The organism is Novipirellula rosea, from assembly GCF_039541335.1.
GTDB classification, from domain to species: domain Bacteria; phylum Planctomycetota; class Planctomycetia; order Pirellulales; family Pirellulaceae; genus Novipirellula; species Novipirellula rosea.
This window is the reverse complement of record NZ_BAABGA010000120.1, coordinates 997,898-1,016,099: the sequence shown is the minus strand read 5'-3', so window position 1 is coordinate 1,016,099 and position 18,202 is coordinate 997,898. Positions and strand designations below refer to the sequence as shown.

At 55.4% G+C, this 18,202-nt stretch carries 6 protein-coding genes; 3 read left to right on the top strand and 3 right to left on the bottom strand.

Annotated elements, in window-relative coordinates:
- Positions 1-163 precede the first annotated feature (163 nt).
- Entirely contained in the window at positions 164-304 is a 141-nt protein-coding gene (locus ABD971_RS35840; RefSeq protein ID WP_345328513.1) for a hypothetical protein, read from the top strand.
- On the opposite strand, the gene ABD971_RS35835 is transcribed toward ABD971_RS35840, so the two are convergent.
- Together ABD971_RS35835 and tsaB are read right to left on the bottom strand one after the other, a co-directional pair.
- Positions 301-4,122 carry a PQQ-dependent sugar dehydrogenase gene (locus ABD971_RS35835; protein WP_345328512.1) on the bottom strand — a complete coding sequence of 1,274 codons (3,822 nt, stop codon included), beginning with the start codon at positions 4,120-4,122 and terminating at the stop codon, positions 301-303. The genes ABD971_RS35840 and ABD971_RS35835 overlap by 4 nt on opposite strands.
- A gap of 151 nt (positions 4,123-4,273) precedes the next feature.
- The gene (tsaB, locus tag ABD971_RS35830; RefSeq protein WP_345328511.1) at positions 4,274-5,035 is read right to left on the bottom strand and encodes a tRNA (adenosine(37)-N6)-threonylcarbamoyltransferase complex dimerization subunit type 1 TsaB; all 762 of its coding nucleotides are present in this window, start codon (positions 5,033-5,035) and stop codon (positions 4,274-4,276) included.
- A gap of 364 nt (positions 5,036-5,399) precedes the next feature.
- On the opposite strand from tsaB, the gene ABD971_RS35825 reads away from it, so the two are divergent.
- Positions 5,400-6,158 (top strand): metallophosphoesterase family protein, encoded by a 759-nt coding sequence (locus ABD971_RS35825; protein ID WP_345328510.1) that lies wholly within the window; start codon positions 5,400-5,402, stop codon positions 6,156-6,158.
- Between the two features lie 110 nt (positions 6,159-6,268).
- Positions 6,269-7,027, top strand: coding sequence for a metallophosphoesterase family protein (locus ABD971_RS35820; RefSeq protein WP_339942366.1), 759 nt, complete (start codon positions 6,269-6,271; stop codon positions 7,025-7,027).
- Between the two features lie 137 nt (positions 7,028-7,164).
- Here ABD971_RS35820 and ABD971_RS35815 read toward each other — a convergent pair whose 3' ends face one another.
- The gene (locus ABD971_RS35815) at positions 7,165-17,376 is read right to left on the bottom strand and encodes a Calx-beta domain-containing protein (protein WP_345328509.1); all 10,212 of its coding nucleotides are present in this window, start codon (positions 17,374-17,376) and stop codon (positions 7,165-7,167) included.
- Positions 17,377-18,202 lie beyond the last annotated feature (826 nt).

Sequence of the window (18,202 nt, the reverse complement as noted above, 5' to 3'; positions counted from 1 at the left end):
CAGCAAACTCATCCGTGTGGCAGTAAAAGCCAATACACGACATTTTCATCAGCCCAGCCAATGGCCCGGCCGTTTGCTGGGACATAATGAGGGCGGCTAGAAAATGGCCGGGCCTTTGGCCCGAAGAAGAACATCGAAACGCGTAAGCGATGGAATCCCGATCATGATTCGGTCCCTCGCTGACGCGTCGAGTTCGCATTTGCCGGAACAAACGACAAAATCGCCGAAAGTTAACTTTCGGCGATTTCGTGAGTGGGCCGAAACTCTTGGCGAGTTTCGCTACATGTCGTCCGAGTCGCCTTAGCGTCGGCTGTCTTCTTTGCTGGCGATCTCGAGCTCGGGAATCACTCCCATGTAGCTCATCAAATCGCCAATCTCTTTCAGACTCAAATCGTCCAGCAATCCGCTCGGCATGATACTGCTGGTGCTCGGCAGAATCTGATCGACTTGGGATTCTTCCACACTGGAGATGCGATTGTTGCTGTCGCGTACCAACAGCGTGCCATCACTTTGCGTGGTCACCAAACCGACGAGCACCTTGCCGTCCAATGTCAGTACCTTCTTGCTGGCGTATTGGTCGCTGACGATGTGAGCCGGATACAGGATTGATTCCAAGATTTCTCGCTTGGTGAACCGCCGAGCGACCGAGGTCAAATCGGGACCGATCGCTTTGCCGGTGCTGCCTTGGCGATGACATTGATCACATCGACTCTTGACGAACACATCGCGGCCATGCGACGAATCGCCAAAGCTGCCGGTGTCGCTTTCCAGGTATGTCAACAGTTGATCAAGATCCCAGCGAGAATCGTCGGCGTTGGGCAAAACAGCCTCGGGTCGGTCGGGATAGGTTTTAGCGAACCATTTTTGCCAAGGTGCCATCGACATCTTCGCTCCTTCGGGTCGCTGCATCCCGGTCCAATGTTCAAGCAATTGCTCGACGCCTTCGAACCCTTGTCCATTCTCTTGGGCGCGAACGCCCAACAAGATCAGCTGACGAAGCGCCATCGGATCATCGGTAGCAATGGCAACCGATTTGAGTGCCGACAGGATTTCACCCGAGGTTTGGTCGTCCAGAATATTCAGGCTGCGAACCAAGTAGTCCCAGTTTTCGCCATCAGGATCTTGGGCAAGTGCCATGGCCACGACGCTACGTCGATCGGGCTCGCTACGCCAAACCGACCGCAGATAGTCGGCCGCACTTTGATCTTTGCATGTCGCCAACATCGCGGTGATGCCGGTTCGCAATCGTCGTTCCACGTCACCGTGCTGAGGTTCTTTGACGATTTTGCGATCGAGTTCGATCAACGTCGTCGCGGTTTCTTTGTCGATAGGACGAGGCAATTTGTAGATCGCAGCGAGCGCGGCGTTACGCCAAACGCTGCCTTGTTCCAAAATCGCAGCGACGTCTTCATCGGACAGCGATTGAGCAAAGTCTTTGGTAACGTTTGCCAGATACATCGACAACGATCCGGCGGTCGCTTGGCCCGCAGCGTTCTCGTAGTACTTCAAAATTCGGAAGCGTTGTTCGGCGTCCCAATCCTTTGCCAAGAATTGCAGACACATTGCCACCAACGACCGGTCTTCGGTCGGTGCATCGGATTCGATAAACGCCAATGCGCGATCGGCGACCTGCTCGGCTCCCAGGTAGCTGGCCAACCGAATCAGCGAGTGATTCATGCGGTTGTCACCCGCTGGGAATTCTTCGGCAATCTGGTCACGGAATGCGGTGACCTTCGCCGGCGAAACTTTCCCGCGATGCAGCGCCACTTCGGCGACACGCAACGCATCGGCGAAATCGGCATCACTCAAAAATCCGGTCATCATTTCGCTAATCCTTGCCAAGACTTCGATCGCGTTGGCTTCGGTCGGGTCGGCATTGATCAATGCCAACATGCCTAGGACTGAAATTCGCGTGTCGTCGTTCTTTAGGACTTCGTCACGCCACAGCCCCAAATGCATTTGCTCGAGCACGCGACGTGCAGTGAACGCCAAAGTGCGATCGTCCGAGGCCAGCAATTCAAAGATAGGATCGACGGTTTCAGGCATCTTATCGCTACGCAGCATTGCCTCGCAGACTGCTCGCTGAACACTTGGATCGGGATCGCTAAGCATCTCGCTAAGCCGTGGACCGGTTTTCGCACTCGGGTGCATTCCCATCACTGCGGCTGCACGAGCACGCACTGCTTCGTTGGGCGAACGGCTCAGTTCCATGATCAATTCTTCGTTAGGAACCGGGCCAAACAATTCCATCAAATCGAGTGCTCGCACTCGGTAATGGGGCGGGTTGTCATCGCTGTAGGCCACTCCGGCAACCAATTGCCCCCATTCGCTGCCAAGTTCGCGTTTGATCGAAGCGATTTCTTGACGTGCCCATGCGGACCCGATTTGAGGTTGTCGTACGGCTGCGGCAATCCCGCTGCCTAGATTCTTCATGCGTTCAGGAATTTCGCCTTTGTAGACGACTCGGTAGACGCCGCCCGAGGTGCCACGACCGCCGGTGCTGAAATACAGTCCGCCATCGGGCCCGACATCCAGGTCGGTCACGTTCAGCGGTTGGCCTTTGAGAAAGACTTCGCTATCGGCGATGTAGCCCGAACCGCGTTTCTTCAATCGCACATTCAAAATGCGGCCTTCGGACCAATCCGCTAGAAACAAGGTGTTCTGATATCGGACGGGATACATGTAATGTTCATAGCTGATCGCTCCGGTCGGGCTGCCCCGTCCGGTGTCTAGCAGATTAGGCAAACGGTCGACGAAGTGTTCCGGCCATTTCGCCCATCCGGTACGCCAGCCAAATTCAGCTCCTTCGGTAACATCAAACAGCGCCGTCGGACGGTACCAAGCGGTCCCGATGTCGGCTTCCATATCCGAATCATGAACGAACATGTGCCCCGAGGAATGAAAGGCCAAATCGTAAACATTGCGGGTTCCGCCAGCGACACGTTCGACGATCGAACCATCGATGTTGGTACGAATGATCGTTCCTCCGGGTGCCTTGACGCCGATGGCATGACCACTGGGATCTTCGTATCGAGGTAGGATATCGCCTTCGTAAGCATCGTTGTACGTTTCCCCCGGCCCCGTTTTGCCGATCGCATGCGTGTGGCTACCCAACGTCACGTAGATCATTCCGTCAGGGCCAAGTTGCAATCCGTGGGCACCGTGTTCTCCGGCAGGACCTTTGAATTTGACAATCGCACGGACCTTTTCCAGCGAACCATTGCGGTCCACGTCGGTCAATCGATACAGCGCGTGTCCATCGGGACCATCGCCCGTCACAAAGACTTCGCCATTGAGTGCCAAGATGCCCTGACACGATTTGACTTTGTCACAGTAAGTTCGCACAAATTCGGGAACGCCGTCTTCGTCTCGATCAAAGACAAGCAGCAGAGGTCCGTTTTCTTGCGAGACAATAATATGGCCAAACTCGTTGAACGTCATCGCGATCACCGAGCCCACTTGTTCGTCGTCAAGGACGCGTTGGACGCCGAAGCCACGTTGAATCTGGAATCGTTCGCGTTGGTCGGTTTGTTCAGCGACCTGCACGTCTTCGTCTTGATCCCATGGCACCGTATCGCCAAGCTCGCCGAACGAGGATGCGTTGCCCCACAATCGGTCGTTGTGCAGCACGGTTTCCCAAGTGGCCACCTCGTCGCTGCTGGTTCGCCACGATGCATCGCTGCTGAAGGTGTACCATTTGTCGGTGCCGTCGGGCAAAACCGACACGCGAGCGGCCAAGGCGGCTTTGTCGCCATGTGTGTTCACGACGCGAATCGCGATGATGTTGCGGCCCACTTCTAAGTGATCGCTGATGTCGTATTCATCGATTTGGCGTGCGGATTGGCCGCTGCCGATTTTGCGGCCGTTGACATACAACTCGTACTCGTCATCCGCAGCGATCTCAATTTGTCCCTTGCCGGGAACTTTTAAGTTCAGAGGTTTGCGAAACAAGCACGTTTCGCCGACCGCGATGGGAGTGTCGATGGTGGTGTTGGCAGCCCAAATCCATTGAGCCTCAGCCGCCGAAAGCGTCACACTCGAGCTGCTGCTGAGCACGACAAACAGGGTCGTCGCAATCCGTAAAAAACAGGATCGCTCGAACGATTTAGAGTAGCCTTCCATGGCAATTCGTCATCTCGGGATGGGGAACGGTTGGGTTCAGACTATGAAGGTCGTTTTGGAGATTAGGAAGGATCCGCAAGCAACGCAATAGAGAAAATTGCCCCCCTAACTGACCAGCCGAAATCGCCGACTCAGGACCAAGTCCGCCGCGTTAGCCTTTTCCCCGCGTCGCCGCCGATTGTTGCGTTTCCGCCTTTTCTTCTGCCGCACTGGGTCGGAGGTAGCGGGGCACTAGGGCCATGGGGTCGGTAAAGAGCGACAGTTCCGCAGCTCGCAGTGCGACCAACCCGACGCCAAATGCATCGAGTTCGCTGCGAGTCATCAACGTTCCGCTGAATTTCGCAAACGGCTTGGCGTCGCCCGCAACGGTCAATTGCGATGCTTGGAGCGATGCCAGCAGCGTGGACCACTCTTCTGCACTGACGATTTCGACCGATTGCGGCAGCGGCGTCCATGGATTGGGAATCGCGGCAAGAGGCGGCAAGATTTCACCGCGATGGAATTGTCCGGTAAAGACCTGGCCTCGATAGGCATCCAAACCGATTCGCAGCGTTTGCAGATCGGGGTTTTCGGAAAACACGACCGCCGCGACCGACGCCAACGAATCGACCGCCACCAGCGGCAATTTCAAGGCATAACTCAACATCTTTGCTGCCGTGACGCCGATACGAAGCCCGGTAAAGGACCCTGGACCGACCGCAACGGAAATAAAATCGATCGATTTTTTCTCGGCCCGGCACCAGGACAGCATTTCATCCAGACAGGGCCCGATCGCTGCCGCCGTGCGTATTTGCTCGCCCATAGGCCGTCGCAGCAACACATTGTCGCCGCTCATCAGCACGGCCGAGCCGGTCCGTCCCGTGGTTTCGACAGCCAATTGAATCGGCAATTCACGAGAATTTCCAGCGGTCATGCGATGCGATGCGTTTGAGAAGCGAGTGAGAATGCGGAAAAGTGCCAAATGGGAACCGAAGATTGACCGATTGGCATGCCGCCTTAATGCCTATGATCCCCACAATGTAACTCATTCGGTAAACTTGATAATGCCGGACCGAACGGCTTCGAGGCGAGGAAATCTTGCGAGAAGCAAAAATGATGGGATTGCCCAAAAAAAACGCATTAAACTACACTTCGGGCTTGGCCTTCACATCCATAGTTTTGCACAAAGGGACGAGTGCGAGACGGAGTGTGATATGATCTCCGCGACGAGATCTTGAACCACTGAAGTTTCGTCCACGTTTTCCCGATTCCATTGCTTTCCACCACCGAGTCATTTAGTGAAACGCGCGCTGATCAGTGACATTCACGGAAATCTTGAAGCACTGACCGCAGTGTTGGCTGACATCAAGACGATCCCTGTCGACGAGATTTACTGTCTCGGTGACATTATTGGCTACGGCCCCAATCCGTGTGAATGTCTCGATTTGGTCATGAAAAGCTGTCATTCGACCATTCTTGGCAATCACGACCAGGCGGCGTTATTTGATCCCGAGGGTTTTAATCCGATGGCGCTGCAAGCGATCTATTGGACACGCGACCAATTGGACAACGGCCCCGGCTCGGCTCAGCAGATCAACACACGCTGGGATTTTCTAGGCGAGTTGCCGCGACAGATCGACCAAGGCGAATTTCGCTTTGTCCATGGATCGCCTCGCGACCCCACCAACGAATATGTCTTTCCCGAAGACATCTTCAACCAACGCAAAATGGAGATGTTGTTCGCCAAGATCGAACATATCTGCTTTATGGGGCACACGCATCTGCCAGGCGTCTTTACGACAGAATGCGAGTTTATTTCGCCCGAGGAATGCGACTACGTTTACAACGTCGGCCCGAATAAAGCGATGATCAACGTGGGCAGCGTCGGCCAACCTCGCGACGAGGACAACCGAGCCTGTTATGCGATCTTGGATACGGATGCGAAAACGGTGACCTACCGGCGTGTCGATTACGATCGCGACGTCACCGCGAACAAGATTTACGCCGTTGCGGAGCTGTCCGACGCATTGGGCGATCGACTGAAACACGGGCGATAGAAAGCGTTCTAGCTGACGCGAAATCGGTTTTGGGGTTAAGATTACGATTCTTCTTGGCTGGACAGACCGTTCGCTGGACCGTTCCTTCGTTTTCAACCTGAGTTTTTAAATTGACCCGGACCGCCATTCTTAGTGACATCCACGGAAATCTGGCCGCTTTGCGAGCGGTCCTTGCAGACGTTCAATCCAATAAAGTCGATCGCATCGTGTGTCTCGGCGACGTTGTCGGTTATGGCCCTCAGCCGTGTGCCTGTTTAGACCAAGCGATCGAATTCGACTTTTGCGTGCTGGGCAACCACGACAGCAGCGCGTTGTTTGACCCCGAGGGGTTCAACGTTGCCGCCGAACAGGCAATTTTTTGGACCCGCGCTCAACTCGAATGTGGCCGTGATGGCCCCGAGGCCAGCCGGCGGCGAATGGAATTCTTGTGCAAATTGCCTCGCACCGTCCGCGAAGGGGGGGTGCTGTTCGTACACGGATCGCCTCGCAGTCCCACCAACGAGTACGTCTTTCCCGAAGACACTCAGAACTGCAAGAAAATGGAAAAGCTGTTTTCCATGATCCCGCACCTCTGTTTCCAAGGGCACACTCACGTGCCGGGAATTTTCACGCCTGACATGCGATTTATTCGGCCGATGGAATTGGCGGGTGGTTATTCGGTCTCCGACAAATCACAGCGTTTGATGATCAACGTCGGTAGCGTAGGGCAACCGCGAGACGGTGACCCACGAAGCTGCTACGTGCTGTATGATGAACATGTCGTCGAATTCCGCCGCGTCGAATACGACATCGAAGAAACGGTCAAAGAGATCGAAGCGGAACCCGAATTGGATAACTTTCTCGGATACCGTCTACGCGAAGGCCGCTAGCGTGAACGGTTTTCGCTTCGCGGTGCGGCGCGGGGCGGGGCGCCCGCTAAATCGCGAGCCGCGGAACACGACGGAAGTGCTCTGTTGCGAAACTCGTGACGAGTTTCGCGACAGTTAAAAAATCGTAGCGGCGACGATCAAACCAAGCTGCCAAGCAGCGCGTCAGCTAGCGTCTCGGACAACTCGGCGGATTCGTCCGAGTCAGCCTTCTTGTCATCAAACATATCCAAGATCGCTTGATCGACCGTTCCTTGGTCCTGCTTGGCGGATCCCATTACTGCGGCAACGGGTTCTGCAACAATCGTCGTCGCACTGGATCCCGTCCACTCCGCTTGTGCCTCGGCTTGCCCGTTTTGGTTGGCGGCCAAGAAGTCGGCGATCGACAACGAGGCGTCGTAACCCGATTTGAAGCGATTGATGAAATTGATCACCTGCAATGCGTCAAGTGCGGTCATCACATTGTCGCCGTTGACGTCGGGATAGTAATTGCGAAGTGCATCATCAGGTCCCGGAGTGGCAATCACGCCACCATTTTGTGGCAATTGGTTGATGATCACCAACGCATCACTTGGCGTGATCACTCCGTCACGATTGGTATCGTGGGGGTTGTACGGGTTCACATTCGGGGAGACGTTCCGCACATACAGGATCGCTTTGTCACGTCGCAAGACGTGGGTGTAACGGCCATCGATAAAGCGAGGTTGATCGGCAACCCACCCCCCACCGTAATTGATGGTGTCGTCGGCCTGCATGTCGATTTCGATAATGTTTTGGAAATCACCGAGCGAGGCAATGTTCAACCGTTTCGCTCCGCCAGCCAAGTTCAGCCGCAATCGCTCGCCATCAATCACCGGCCGCGTATCGAGGGTACGTCCCGTGTTTTGGTCACGGACAATCAATTGATCGCCTTCGCGCACCAATTGCAAATTCTGGAATGACAAGTTCGTGTTCACCACATCCACGACGGTGGTGCCCAGTCCCGCGAAGCCGACATCCGAAACCGATTCGTTGATTGACAACAGGACGTCTACGGCAATATTCCCGTCCTCGAACAAATCGGGCTGGCCGGTAACGGTCACGCTTTGAGGTTGGTTCCAATTCAGGGGGGTGAAGACCAAGGATCGCGGCGAAACGGTGACTTCGCCTGTGTCGCTACTCGAGATCACCACGACCACATCCGCCAACGGTGCCGCGGTTAAATTGACAGAGAACTCGGCCGTCGATCCGTCTTCGCCCACCACGATGGGATCCGCTGCGGACGTGATCAGCAAACGACCTTCGTCATCATCGATGATGGTGATGCTAAGCTGGTCAGGCAGCGTCTGGAAATTCCCGGTCACACTCGTCACGCTCAAGCCGACCACGCCGTCTTGTTCCACAAACGGATCATTGGTGGCGGTGATTGTGATCGATCCAGACAATTGCCCTGCAGGGATCACGATACTGGTACTTGAGACCGAAAAGTCATCGCTTGTCACATCACCTTGCCCGACAATACTCGTCTGAACAACGACATCGCTGTCGGACAATCCGCTGAGCGTTGCGGTAATGGTGGCCACGCCATCGGCTTCGGCAATCGAGGTTACATCCGACACCAGCGATACCGAAGGCCTCGCTTCGTTGTCGATCAAGTTCAACGTCAGCGTTTGATCGGTAAAGTCGACTGTGTCACTGTCGGCCGCGGAAACGAAAATCTGAATTTCCTCGTCGTCTTCGAAAACCGAGTCATCGATTGTTTGAATCAGAACGCTGGCGGTCGTGCTGCCAGCCGGCACCACCAACTGCTGGGCGGATATCGAGTAATCGACATCGGAGATTGCTTTTCCAGCAAGGCTGATGTCAAAGACAACATCACGCCCAGAGGCTTGCGACAATTGCACCGTCATAATCGCTTGCCCGCCAAGTTCATCAAGCGTGAAGTTATCCACTCGCACGTTCGCAGTGGGTGGCGGATCGTTATCCAAGATATCGAGATTGGCAGTGGCTTGGCTGCCGATAATCACGCCATCGGATGCCGATGCGCTAATCGAGATGTTTTCAACAATTTCGTCCAAGGCATCATTCACGGTGTCGATAGAAACCGTGATCGATTTCTGACCCGCTGGAAGAATGACACTCTTGGAACTTATCGTGTAATCGCCGGTTTCGGTTGCGGTGCCGGTCAACGTCAAGTCGACCATGATGTCAACGCCCGCCACCTCGCTCAATTCGATCACCACGTCTTCGCTATCGCCTTCGACCACGGTTGTGTTCGCCAAACGAAGTGCTAGCGATGGGAACGGATCGTCATCGATGATATTCACGACCGAGTCCACGACGGACAACGCGGTTGCATTGACAATCTGACTTGGTGACACCGTCAACAATTCATCATGCTCGAACAATTCATCCTCGACGCCGGTGATCGTCAGTGTCCCCGTGGTGCTTCCGGCTGGAATCACAAGGGACGTAGCGGAAAGCGTGAAATCGGATGGATCGGCCGTGGTCGTGATGGTGGGCGTGATCACGACATCCAATCCCGATGGCTCCGAGATCGTGGCAGTATAGGTTGCGATGCCGCCATTTTCGGCAATCTCGGTGACATCCATCACAAACGTGACCGTAGGCGGCAAATCGTTGTCGACGATCGTTACCGTGGTCGATGCCGCAGGATCAAAGCCGGCATTAGTGGCCGATTGCACCTGAGCCACGACCAACTCGTCTTGCTCGTATAGCAGATCTTCGAGGGCATCAATCGTGATCGATGCGGTAAGCGATCCCGCCGGTATCGAGACTTGTAAATTCGACGCGGTGTAATCCACGCCACCCGCAGTCGCGGTTCCTGACAGCGAGATGGTCGCTGACACATCAAGCTCCGAGATCGCTGACATTTGAACCGTCAGCACCGCTTGCCCCGAGGCCTCATCGATCGACGCAAGATCAGTCAACAAGGACAAGTTCGGAGCGTCATCGTCGTCCAAAATAGTCGTCGTGGTCGACTGGTCGCCCAGCTCGATGGCACCACTGACCGCGACGATGGCGATGTCCACGGTTTCGTCCAATTCGTCAAGCGAATCATCCACCGGCGAGAATGTAACCGAGCCGGTCGTTTCTCCAGCCGGAATCAAAATCTGTAGCGGAATGGGGGTAAAATCGCTTGTCTCGGCAGTTCCCGTGACTTCCAAATCGATCGTGACATCGTTCCCCGAGGCGCCGGACAAAGTCGCTGATACCGTGGCAACCCCGCCGACCGATTCGACCAATGTGGCTTGATCCACGGCGAGCGTGACGGTGGGCGGATTGTCATCGTCGATAATGGTTGCCGAAACTTGCTGCGAGACTTGCTCGATCGCTGCGGTCACATTGGTCACATCGATGACGATGGTTTCGTCAGGTTCGTCCAACAAATCCTGAGTCGTCGTGATCACCGCCGTGCCAATCGTCGAGCCGGCGGGGATGACAATCGAAGTCCCCGTGATGCTGTAGTCTTCGCTTGATGCGGATCCCGTCAAACCGAGAGTCACGACAACCTCTAGCCCCGAAGGCTCCGACAATGTCGCAGTAACAATCGCTGAACCCGATGCTTCGGCGAGCACGGGATTGTCGATCGCCAAGGTTACCGTGGGCGGCAGATCGTCATCGAGAATGGTCAACGTCGCCGCGTTGAGAATCCCTGCGTTTGCATTGACAAGCGACTGAATCGACACCGACAAAGTCTCGTCATTCTCGTCAATGGCATCGCCGACAGCCGAGATCGTGAACGACGCTGAAGTCGCTCCCGCGGGAATCGTCACACTGTTTTGCATCCCAAGATAATCGACACCGCCACCGGTTGCCGTCCCCACAGCGGCGAGCGAGACGGTGATCTCTTTACCCGATGCCGCCGACAAGTTCACTTGTAACTCGGCTTCACCCCCGGTTTCCGAAATGGAGGCCGGAACAAAGACCAACGACGCCTGAGGTGCCAAGTCATTATCGAGAATCGTGACGTCGACCGACTGAGGCGATTGGGTTGCCGCACCGACGAGATTGGTGATCGAAACGGTGATCACCTCGTCCACTTCGTCCAAAGTGTCCTCGATACTGGTCAAAACCATGGACGCGGAAAGCGAGCCAGCGGGAACGAGCAAGGTGGTTTCCGAGGCCAGATAATCACTGCCCAGCGTCGCATCACCAGACAGCCCCAGCGTCACTGTCACGGGAACTTCCGAAACCGCGTCCAGCGTTGCGGTGATGGTCGCATTCCCGTCTTCATCGATCGAGGATTGATTCGACGTGAGCGTGATATTGGGTGCCGCATCTTCGCTGAGAATCGTCAACGTATCACTATGGGCAAACGGTGATGTCGCATTTACCACCGCCAAAACGCTGGCGATGACCGTTTCATCGTCTTCGAACACCCCGTCATCCACGACATCGATCGTCACCGATCCGGATGTGGAACCCGCCGGAATGAAGATCGTCACATCGCTGGCGGCGTAGTCATCGATGTCCGTGGCCGTTCCCAATAACGATAAACTGACTGTCACGTCACGTGAGGAGGGGGCCGATAGATCGGCAAACAAATTGATTGCCGCATCCCCTTCGATGATGCTCGGCGTTTGGAACCGCAGCGTGACCACCGGCGGTGCATCGTTATCAAGGATCAACGTCGAGGCCGATTGAGGGCCCAATGTCGTGGCATTGGTCAACCCGCTGATATCTCGCACCACGGTTTCATCCACTTCGTCAAGCGAATCATCAATGGCCGTCACGGTGATGGACCCCGAAATGGATCCCGCTGGAATCAGAATCGAATTTCCCGTGACGGTATAGTCATCTGTTTCGACCGCGGTTCCCGAGGATGCCAAATTGACCGTAACATCGAGTCCCGAAATTGCGGATAACGTCGCGGTAAAGACAGCCTGTCCCGCGGCTTCACTAATACTGACTTGATTGCTGGTCAACGTCACCGTGGGTGCGAGGTCGTTATCGGTGATCGTGGCGATGGCCGACTGAGGCGAACTTTCGGTCGCAAAGTCGACCGCCGCGATCGTTACCACGATCTGCTCGTGCAACTCGTCGATCGAATCCTCAATGCTTTGCAAGGTGACCGATTCACTTAGACTGCCCGCAGGAATCACAATTTGGGTCTGGGTCACCGTATAGTCGATGCCGAACTGGGCATCCCCACCAAAGTCGAGATCGATCGTAATGTCACGCGAACTGATCTCGGACAACGTCGCGGTCAACGTCGTCGATTGATCGTCTTCGCCGATGGTGTCAGGATCCATTGACAAAGCCACTGTGGGAAACGGATCCACATCGATGATCGTGGTCGAAACACCCTGCACACCGTCTTCAATTCCATTGGTGACAGCGGAGACATTGACGATCAAATCCTCATCGACTTCATCAATGCCATCTGCAACGGTGACCGCCGTGAAGGACGTTGAAATTGATCCTGCGGCAATGGTGATCGGCGTCGTTAAACCGGTAAAGTCCACTCCCGCGGTGGCGGATCCACCAAGCGTCAAATCGATCACCACATCCTTGCCCGACAGTGTGGAAAGCGTCGCGGTGTAGACAATCGATTCGGTGGATTCGGTCACCGAGGTTTTGTCGACGGCGAGTGTGACCAGCGGAGCTGCGTCATTGTCGGTGATCGTGGTCGACGCAACCACCGAGCCTGACAAGATTGCGTTGGTCGGATTGACCAACGTCAACACGACCGACTCGTTAAATTCATCCAGCGTGTCTTCGTCGGCGGTAATGGTCACCGTCGCGGTGGTCGCCCCAGGTGCAAAGGTCAGCGTCGACTGCGACGCTGTATAATCGGTACCGTTGATTGCGGTCCCTGTGAAATCAATCGCGACCGTGATCGGATCGACCGATGGATGCGAAAGGGTTGCGGTAAACGTCGTTGTCCCAGAAGCTTCGGAAATCGCCGCTGCGCCACCTGACAAGGCTACGCTTGGCACCGGATCATCATCGGTAATCAGCACCGAGTCCGACAATACACCCGTAGTGACGACGTCGCTTGTCAGCCCAGTGACAACGCTTGCCACGTTGACGATCACTTGTTCGTCGCCTTCATGCCGATTGTCTTGAACCGCAATCACGCGGGTAAACCCCGTAGTTTGCCCCGCGGGAATCGTGATATTTTTCGGTGGCGGGATGAAGTAATCACCATCGTTGGGCCCGATTCCTTCGATCGCGACTCCGGCGGTTTGGATTTCCACAAACACATCGCGTCCCGAGACTTCCGACAAGGTCGCCGTGAACGTGGCGACGCCAGAATTTTCCAGAATCGAATCGACATCGCTCTCGAAAGTCACGTTTGGCGCGTCATCGTCGTCCAAGATCGCCGTGGTCACCACGCCCGGAGTGGCAATTCCAGCGTTCACCGCATTCACGATTTGCACTCCGACGATTTCTTGATCTTCTTCGTCAAACGACACCGCCTCGTCGACTGCCGTCACGGTCAGTGCCGCCTGGGTTTGCCCCGCAGGAATGGTGACCGACAGCGGTGAGTGGGAGTAGTCTAAACCGGGCAGTGCATCGCCGCTGAGCTCAAAATTAAAGGTCACGTCTCTACCAGAAACGGTGTTCAGCGAAACTGTAAACGTGGCAACGCCGCCGTTCTCGGGGATCGTCGTGTTGTCCACGGCAAGCGATATCGTCGGCTCGGGGTCGTCGTCAAGGATGATCGTTTGCGCACGTTGCTGTCCAAGTTCCGTCCCCCTTGTCACATTGGCGATGTCGATAAGGACAAGTTCGTCCGACTCATCAAGCACATCGGGTACTGCGGTGACCGTGGTCGACCCCTGCAAGCTGCCCGCAGGAATCACGATTTGTAGCACTGGATCGATGAAATCCACGCCGCCTGCGGTCGCAAACGGCCCCAGCGAAATTGGCTGCACCACCTCGAGATCGACGACAACATCGAAACCTGAAATCGTGGAAAGCAGCGCGGTAAAGGTAGCAACGCCGCCCGCTTCGGCAATCGATGCCGGTGTCGCAGAAAGCGTTACCGTCGGCGGTGCGTCATCATCGACAATCGTCACCGTGACCGAATCCGTGCTGCCTTTGACCGCGCCAGGCGACACCCCTGCAATCGAAACAATCACAGTTTCATCAGGTTCATCAAGCGTGTCTTGCACACTCGTGACCAAAGACGTGGTACCCGTAAGCGATCCGGCAGGAATCGTGATTTGCAAGCTGGAATTGATGTAATCGACGCCGCTTCCCATCGCGGAACTGGCTGCATCGACTTGCAAGTCGATGACGATATCAACCGGCGACAATGCACCAATGGACGCTCCGATGATCGCCGACTCGCTGGCTTCGCCAATCGTTAACCGGTCGAGCGTCAGATTCACGACCGCCGGATCATCGTCCACGATCGTGGTCGTCGCACTTGCGACTCCAAACACGCGTGCGTTGGTCAACGCCGCACCATCGATTTCGATCACAGCCGTCTCGTCGAACTCGTCCACCGAATCTTGCAGCGGCATCAACTGAGCCGTCGCCGTCAACGAACCGGCCGGGATCAAAATCGAAACCGGGGCGATATAGTCCACACCCTCGGTGGCAACGTGCGGTCCATTGTCCGGCGAAGTGGCGTTCGCTTGTAGCGGCACAAGAATGTCTTCGCTGTAAACGCGACTCAGTGTGGCGGTGTATGTTGCAAAGGCATCGCTTTCATTGACCGTGTCCGGGGCAACCGACAGACTCACCGCAGGAGCCAAAAAGGTGCTGGCGTTTTTCAATTTCCAAGCACCACGGCCGAGCGTTCCGAGTACCAACACATCATCGGCCGAGTCGTAGTCCATATCGTAGATCGGAGCATTGGGCACATTGCTGCCAAATTCAAACCAAGTGCCGACCGCGTCAAACGTCATTGCATAGACACCCTGGTTCGTCCCCAGCACCAAACCTTCGAACAGTTTGCCTCCGATCGTGGTCGAGATGTACTCCATCGCGCGAAACGCGGTCGCGCCGAGCGTGCCAAGATTTCCGGTGATGTCATCCCACGTGCTGCCTTTGTCGGTCGTCCGCGCGACGGTGTCCGAATCGATTGCAACCGCTTCCCACCATTCGTTCGGATTCATGCGAATATCGAGAACAGTGCCTCCGATATCGATGTTGGTGGTGAACGTGCTCACGGTTTCTTCACGAACATAAACGTTGCCAAACGCGTCTCCGGCGTAAATCACTGCCGCATTGTCGCCATGGACAGCCGACCGGCCTCCGTAGGCCATCGGGTTTGCCACCCCACCAGGAACATTAAACGTGGACGCTTGCGTGATCGAGTTGCCTTGGGAAAAGGATTCGTAGACTCCATTGCGTGCACCGATAATCAATTGCCGCGGGTCGATGGCATTGAGCACCACGGAAGTATCAAACTGGGGCTGCAGCGGAGCTCCACTCGTGACGACCAAAGGCCGATTCGTACCGCTGATTTGATTGTTATTGGCGTCCCACACAGTCGAGCGGAAACCGCCCAGATTCTGAAAACTGCTGTAGCGAATCGACTGTCCCTGCCCCGCCAACGTGATGTTGTCGACGACGACATCCCCGCCATCGCCGCCCGACATCAAACTCCACTCTTGCTGATCTTCGTTCAACTGATACTGAGTCCCGTTGTCTTGGGCCCCGGCAAGTATGACGTTCGAATTACTGTCGTAGGCGACATCGTGATATTCAAAAACCCCCAGACTTCCCGACAGTGATTCCCAGATCCCCGAATTGTCTTGAGGGCTGGTGCGCCGAAAGATCCCGCCGTCATTGACTTCTAACATATTGCCGTTTGCATCGAACGCGATGTCGCGTGAATCGGCATGCGGAGCACTGCCATTGGCCGTCCCGCCGCTGGGATCAAATGCGTTCGAGTCGTCGGTCAAGTGATCCCACTGGGGTGATGGAATCTGCAGCGGATCACGACTGATTTTGACATCACCACGGAACAGCGATGCGGTGAAGTTGCTGGCACCAATCGCGTTGGGAAACGGGGTATCTTGTCGGTCGCCCCCGATGTAGACGATGTCATGGTCGTTGGGATCGATACCGATAGAAAAGTGAATGCGGCCTTGGCTACCAGGGACCGACGTGTCTTTAAAGGTGGGGCTGGGGTTGGTGATTTTGGTGATTTGGCCGGTGTTCGCCGTGTAGGTTCCGCCTCCGGTTCCATTGGACAAGTTGAGCGTGACGTTATCATTATCAACTCGCGTTACAACCCATTGACCATTGGCCGGCGTCGAATTGGTACTATCGCGAACTCCATTGACTAACACCAAGTCGCCTGTCTGCAAACCATGCCCCACGGCCCTGATGCTGATAGGACTAGTATTGGTCACCCCGGTGATGTTCGTTGCGTTGGCAATCGGAAGAATGGGCACATCCATCTCGCGCCAAATTGGTGAAACGGTATCTCCCGTATCCGTATAAAACAGTCCCGCAGGTTGGCCACCAACAATGATCCCCACAAACAACCGGCCCGAATTTGGGTGCACGACCATTTCGGTGTTGCTAATCCCGCCGCCATTGAGCAGTCCCTGCAAAGCCGCATTGGACTGAGAAACATTATTCCAGGTCAAACCAAAGTCATCCGACCGGAAAATGCCATCGGGGCCTGACGCGTACAAGCGATTGTAAGCACTCAGATCGGCAAACAAATCATTGAATCGGTCGGCAGGGATTCCTGGAAACGCCTCAATCGTAATTTCAGTAAACGTCGCCCCTCCATCGGTGCTGCGATAGATCCCGCCATCGAAGAAATCGTCACTCGAGACGACGATCGTGTTGCCGAAATCTTTGGATGCGATGCCTGAAACACGAATTCCCGCCAATCCAATGCTGCCAGGATCTACCCACGTGTCGCCGCCATCATGCGTCACGTAGACCGAGCCCACCGAGCCTCCGGCGCCCCCAAAACTGCTGTAGTTACCGGTGCCGGCGACCAGCGTTTGAAAGGGAGATCCCGATGGATTGGTAAAGAACGTATCCTCGGTGTCAAACTCGATCGCCCCAATCGTCAACGAAGGCAAGTGGTCGGTTTGCGGGGTCCAATCGGGGTTCGAAGCGGTCGCATTATCGGTTCGCCAGATCCCGCCGTTGATACTGCCGACATAGACCACGTCAGGGTTGGTCGGGTGAGCCAAGACCGACTCGATCGCGCCGTTGACTCGATTGTTAGGCGTGATACTAGTGACTTGGCCATTGCTGGTCGGCGCCCCTCCCTGCTCGACGAAGATCCCCAACTCGGGGGTCGCTGGCACAAACGCCAATAATCGTCGCTCCTCGAGATTCTCGAATCGACTTTGACGAAACCAATTGCGGCGGCGTTGACGGGCTAGCTTCGAACGAAGAAGTCGGGTGCGAGATGCCATGGTTGAAGAGCTCGGAAGCAGGGGGAAGCACGGAAAATCAAGGTTCTTCCGCCAATGCACGAGTGGGTTGCAGCCCGATTTTCAGCTGCATCTCACTGTATCCCCACCGCTATCTCTGAGAGCCACCAAACGCCCGCAATGAATCCGTTGATTGCGACGGGCGAAACGAAGAGGGAGACCTTAAAAATAGGAAAGAGGGCGCATATAGCGAATTTGACGATTATGGTGGCAGCCCAACACAGATTCAACCTTTCCACGACCATTCCCCCGCTAAATAGTGGAATGGGTCATCCACAGCCCCCATGCTACGGATCCTCGCGAAGCAAACTTATTGCGGGAAACAGCAGGACGGCACTGCAGAGGGACCATCAAACACACACCGGAAAGCCGGTTTTCGGATGCCCGGTTTTTCTAGAAGTTCCCTCAAATTCGTCATTTTTAGGAAAATCGTTAATTTGTCGTCCTTCACATTCGATCCGGGCTGAGGGACGCGGCGCGAGAACGCCGTGGGAAGAGAACAAAAAAAGCAGATCATTGTCCCTGATACGCCCCTTGCTGGAGCGTTGCCACGTCCAACCGAGGGGGAATCTGATTTAGTGCAACAACACCGCTATTACGCTAGCCGGCTGGCGCTAGACCGGTTGGATAGTGACGAAACCGTGGCTAGCGTCAACACGGCTAACGAGACCGGCAGTCTCCGAGAGAGGGGACTGGCTCCGGGTGAGATCGCTGGGGTGCGACCTCGCGTTCGACTCACCCCTCGCCCACGTTCCTTTGTCAGCTGGATCGTGGGGGTATGGATTGCGGATCACGTGACTGCACGCTC

Excerpts from the sequence above, each read along its gene's own strand:
- ABD971_RS35815 (WP_345328509.1), bottom strand. The coding sequence starts at position 17,376 with ATGGCATCTCGCACCCGACTTCTTCGTTCGAAGCTAGCCCGTCAACGC.
- ABD971_RS35840 (WP_345328513.1), top strand. The coding sequence starts at position 164 with ATGATTCGGTCCCTCGCTGACGCGTCGAGTTCGCATTTGCCGGAACAA.
- tsaB (WP_345328511.1), bottom strand. The coding sequence starts at position 5,035 with ATGACCGCTGGAAATTCTCGTGAATTGCCGATTCAATTGGCTGTCGAA.
- ABD971_RS35835 (WP_345328512.1), bottom strand. The coding sequence starts at position 4,122 with ATGGAAGGCTACTCTAAATCGTTCGAGCGATCCTGTTTTTTACGGATT.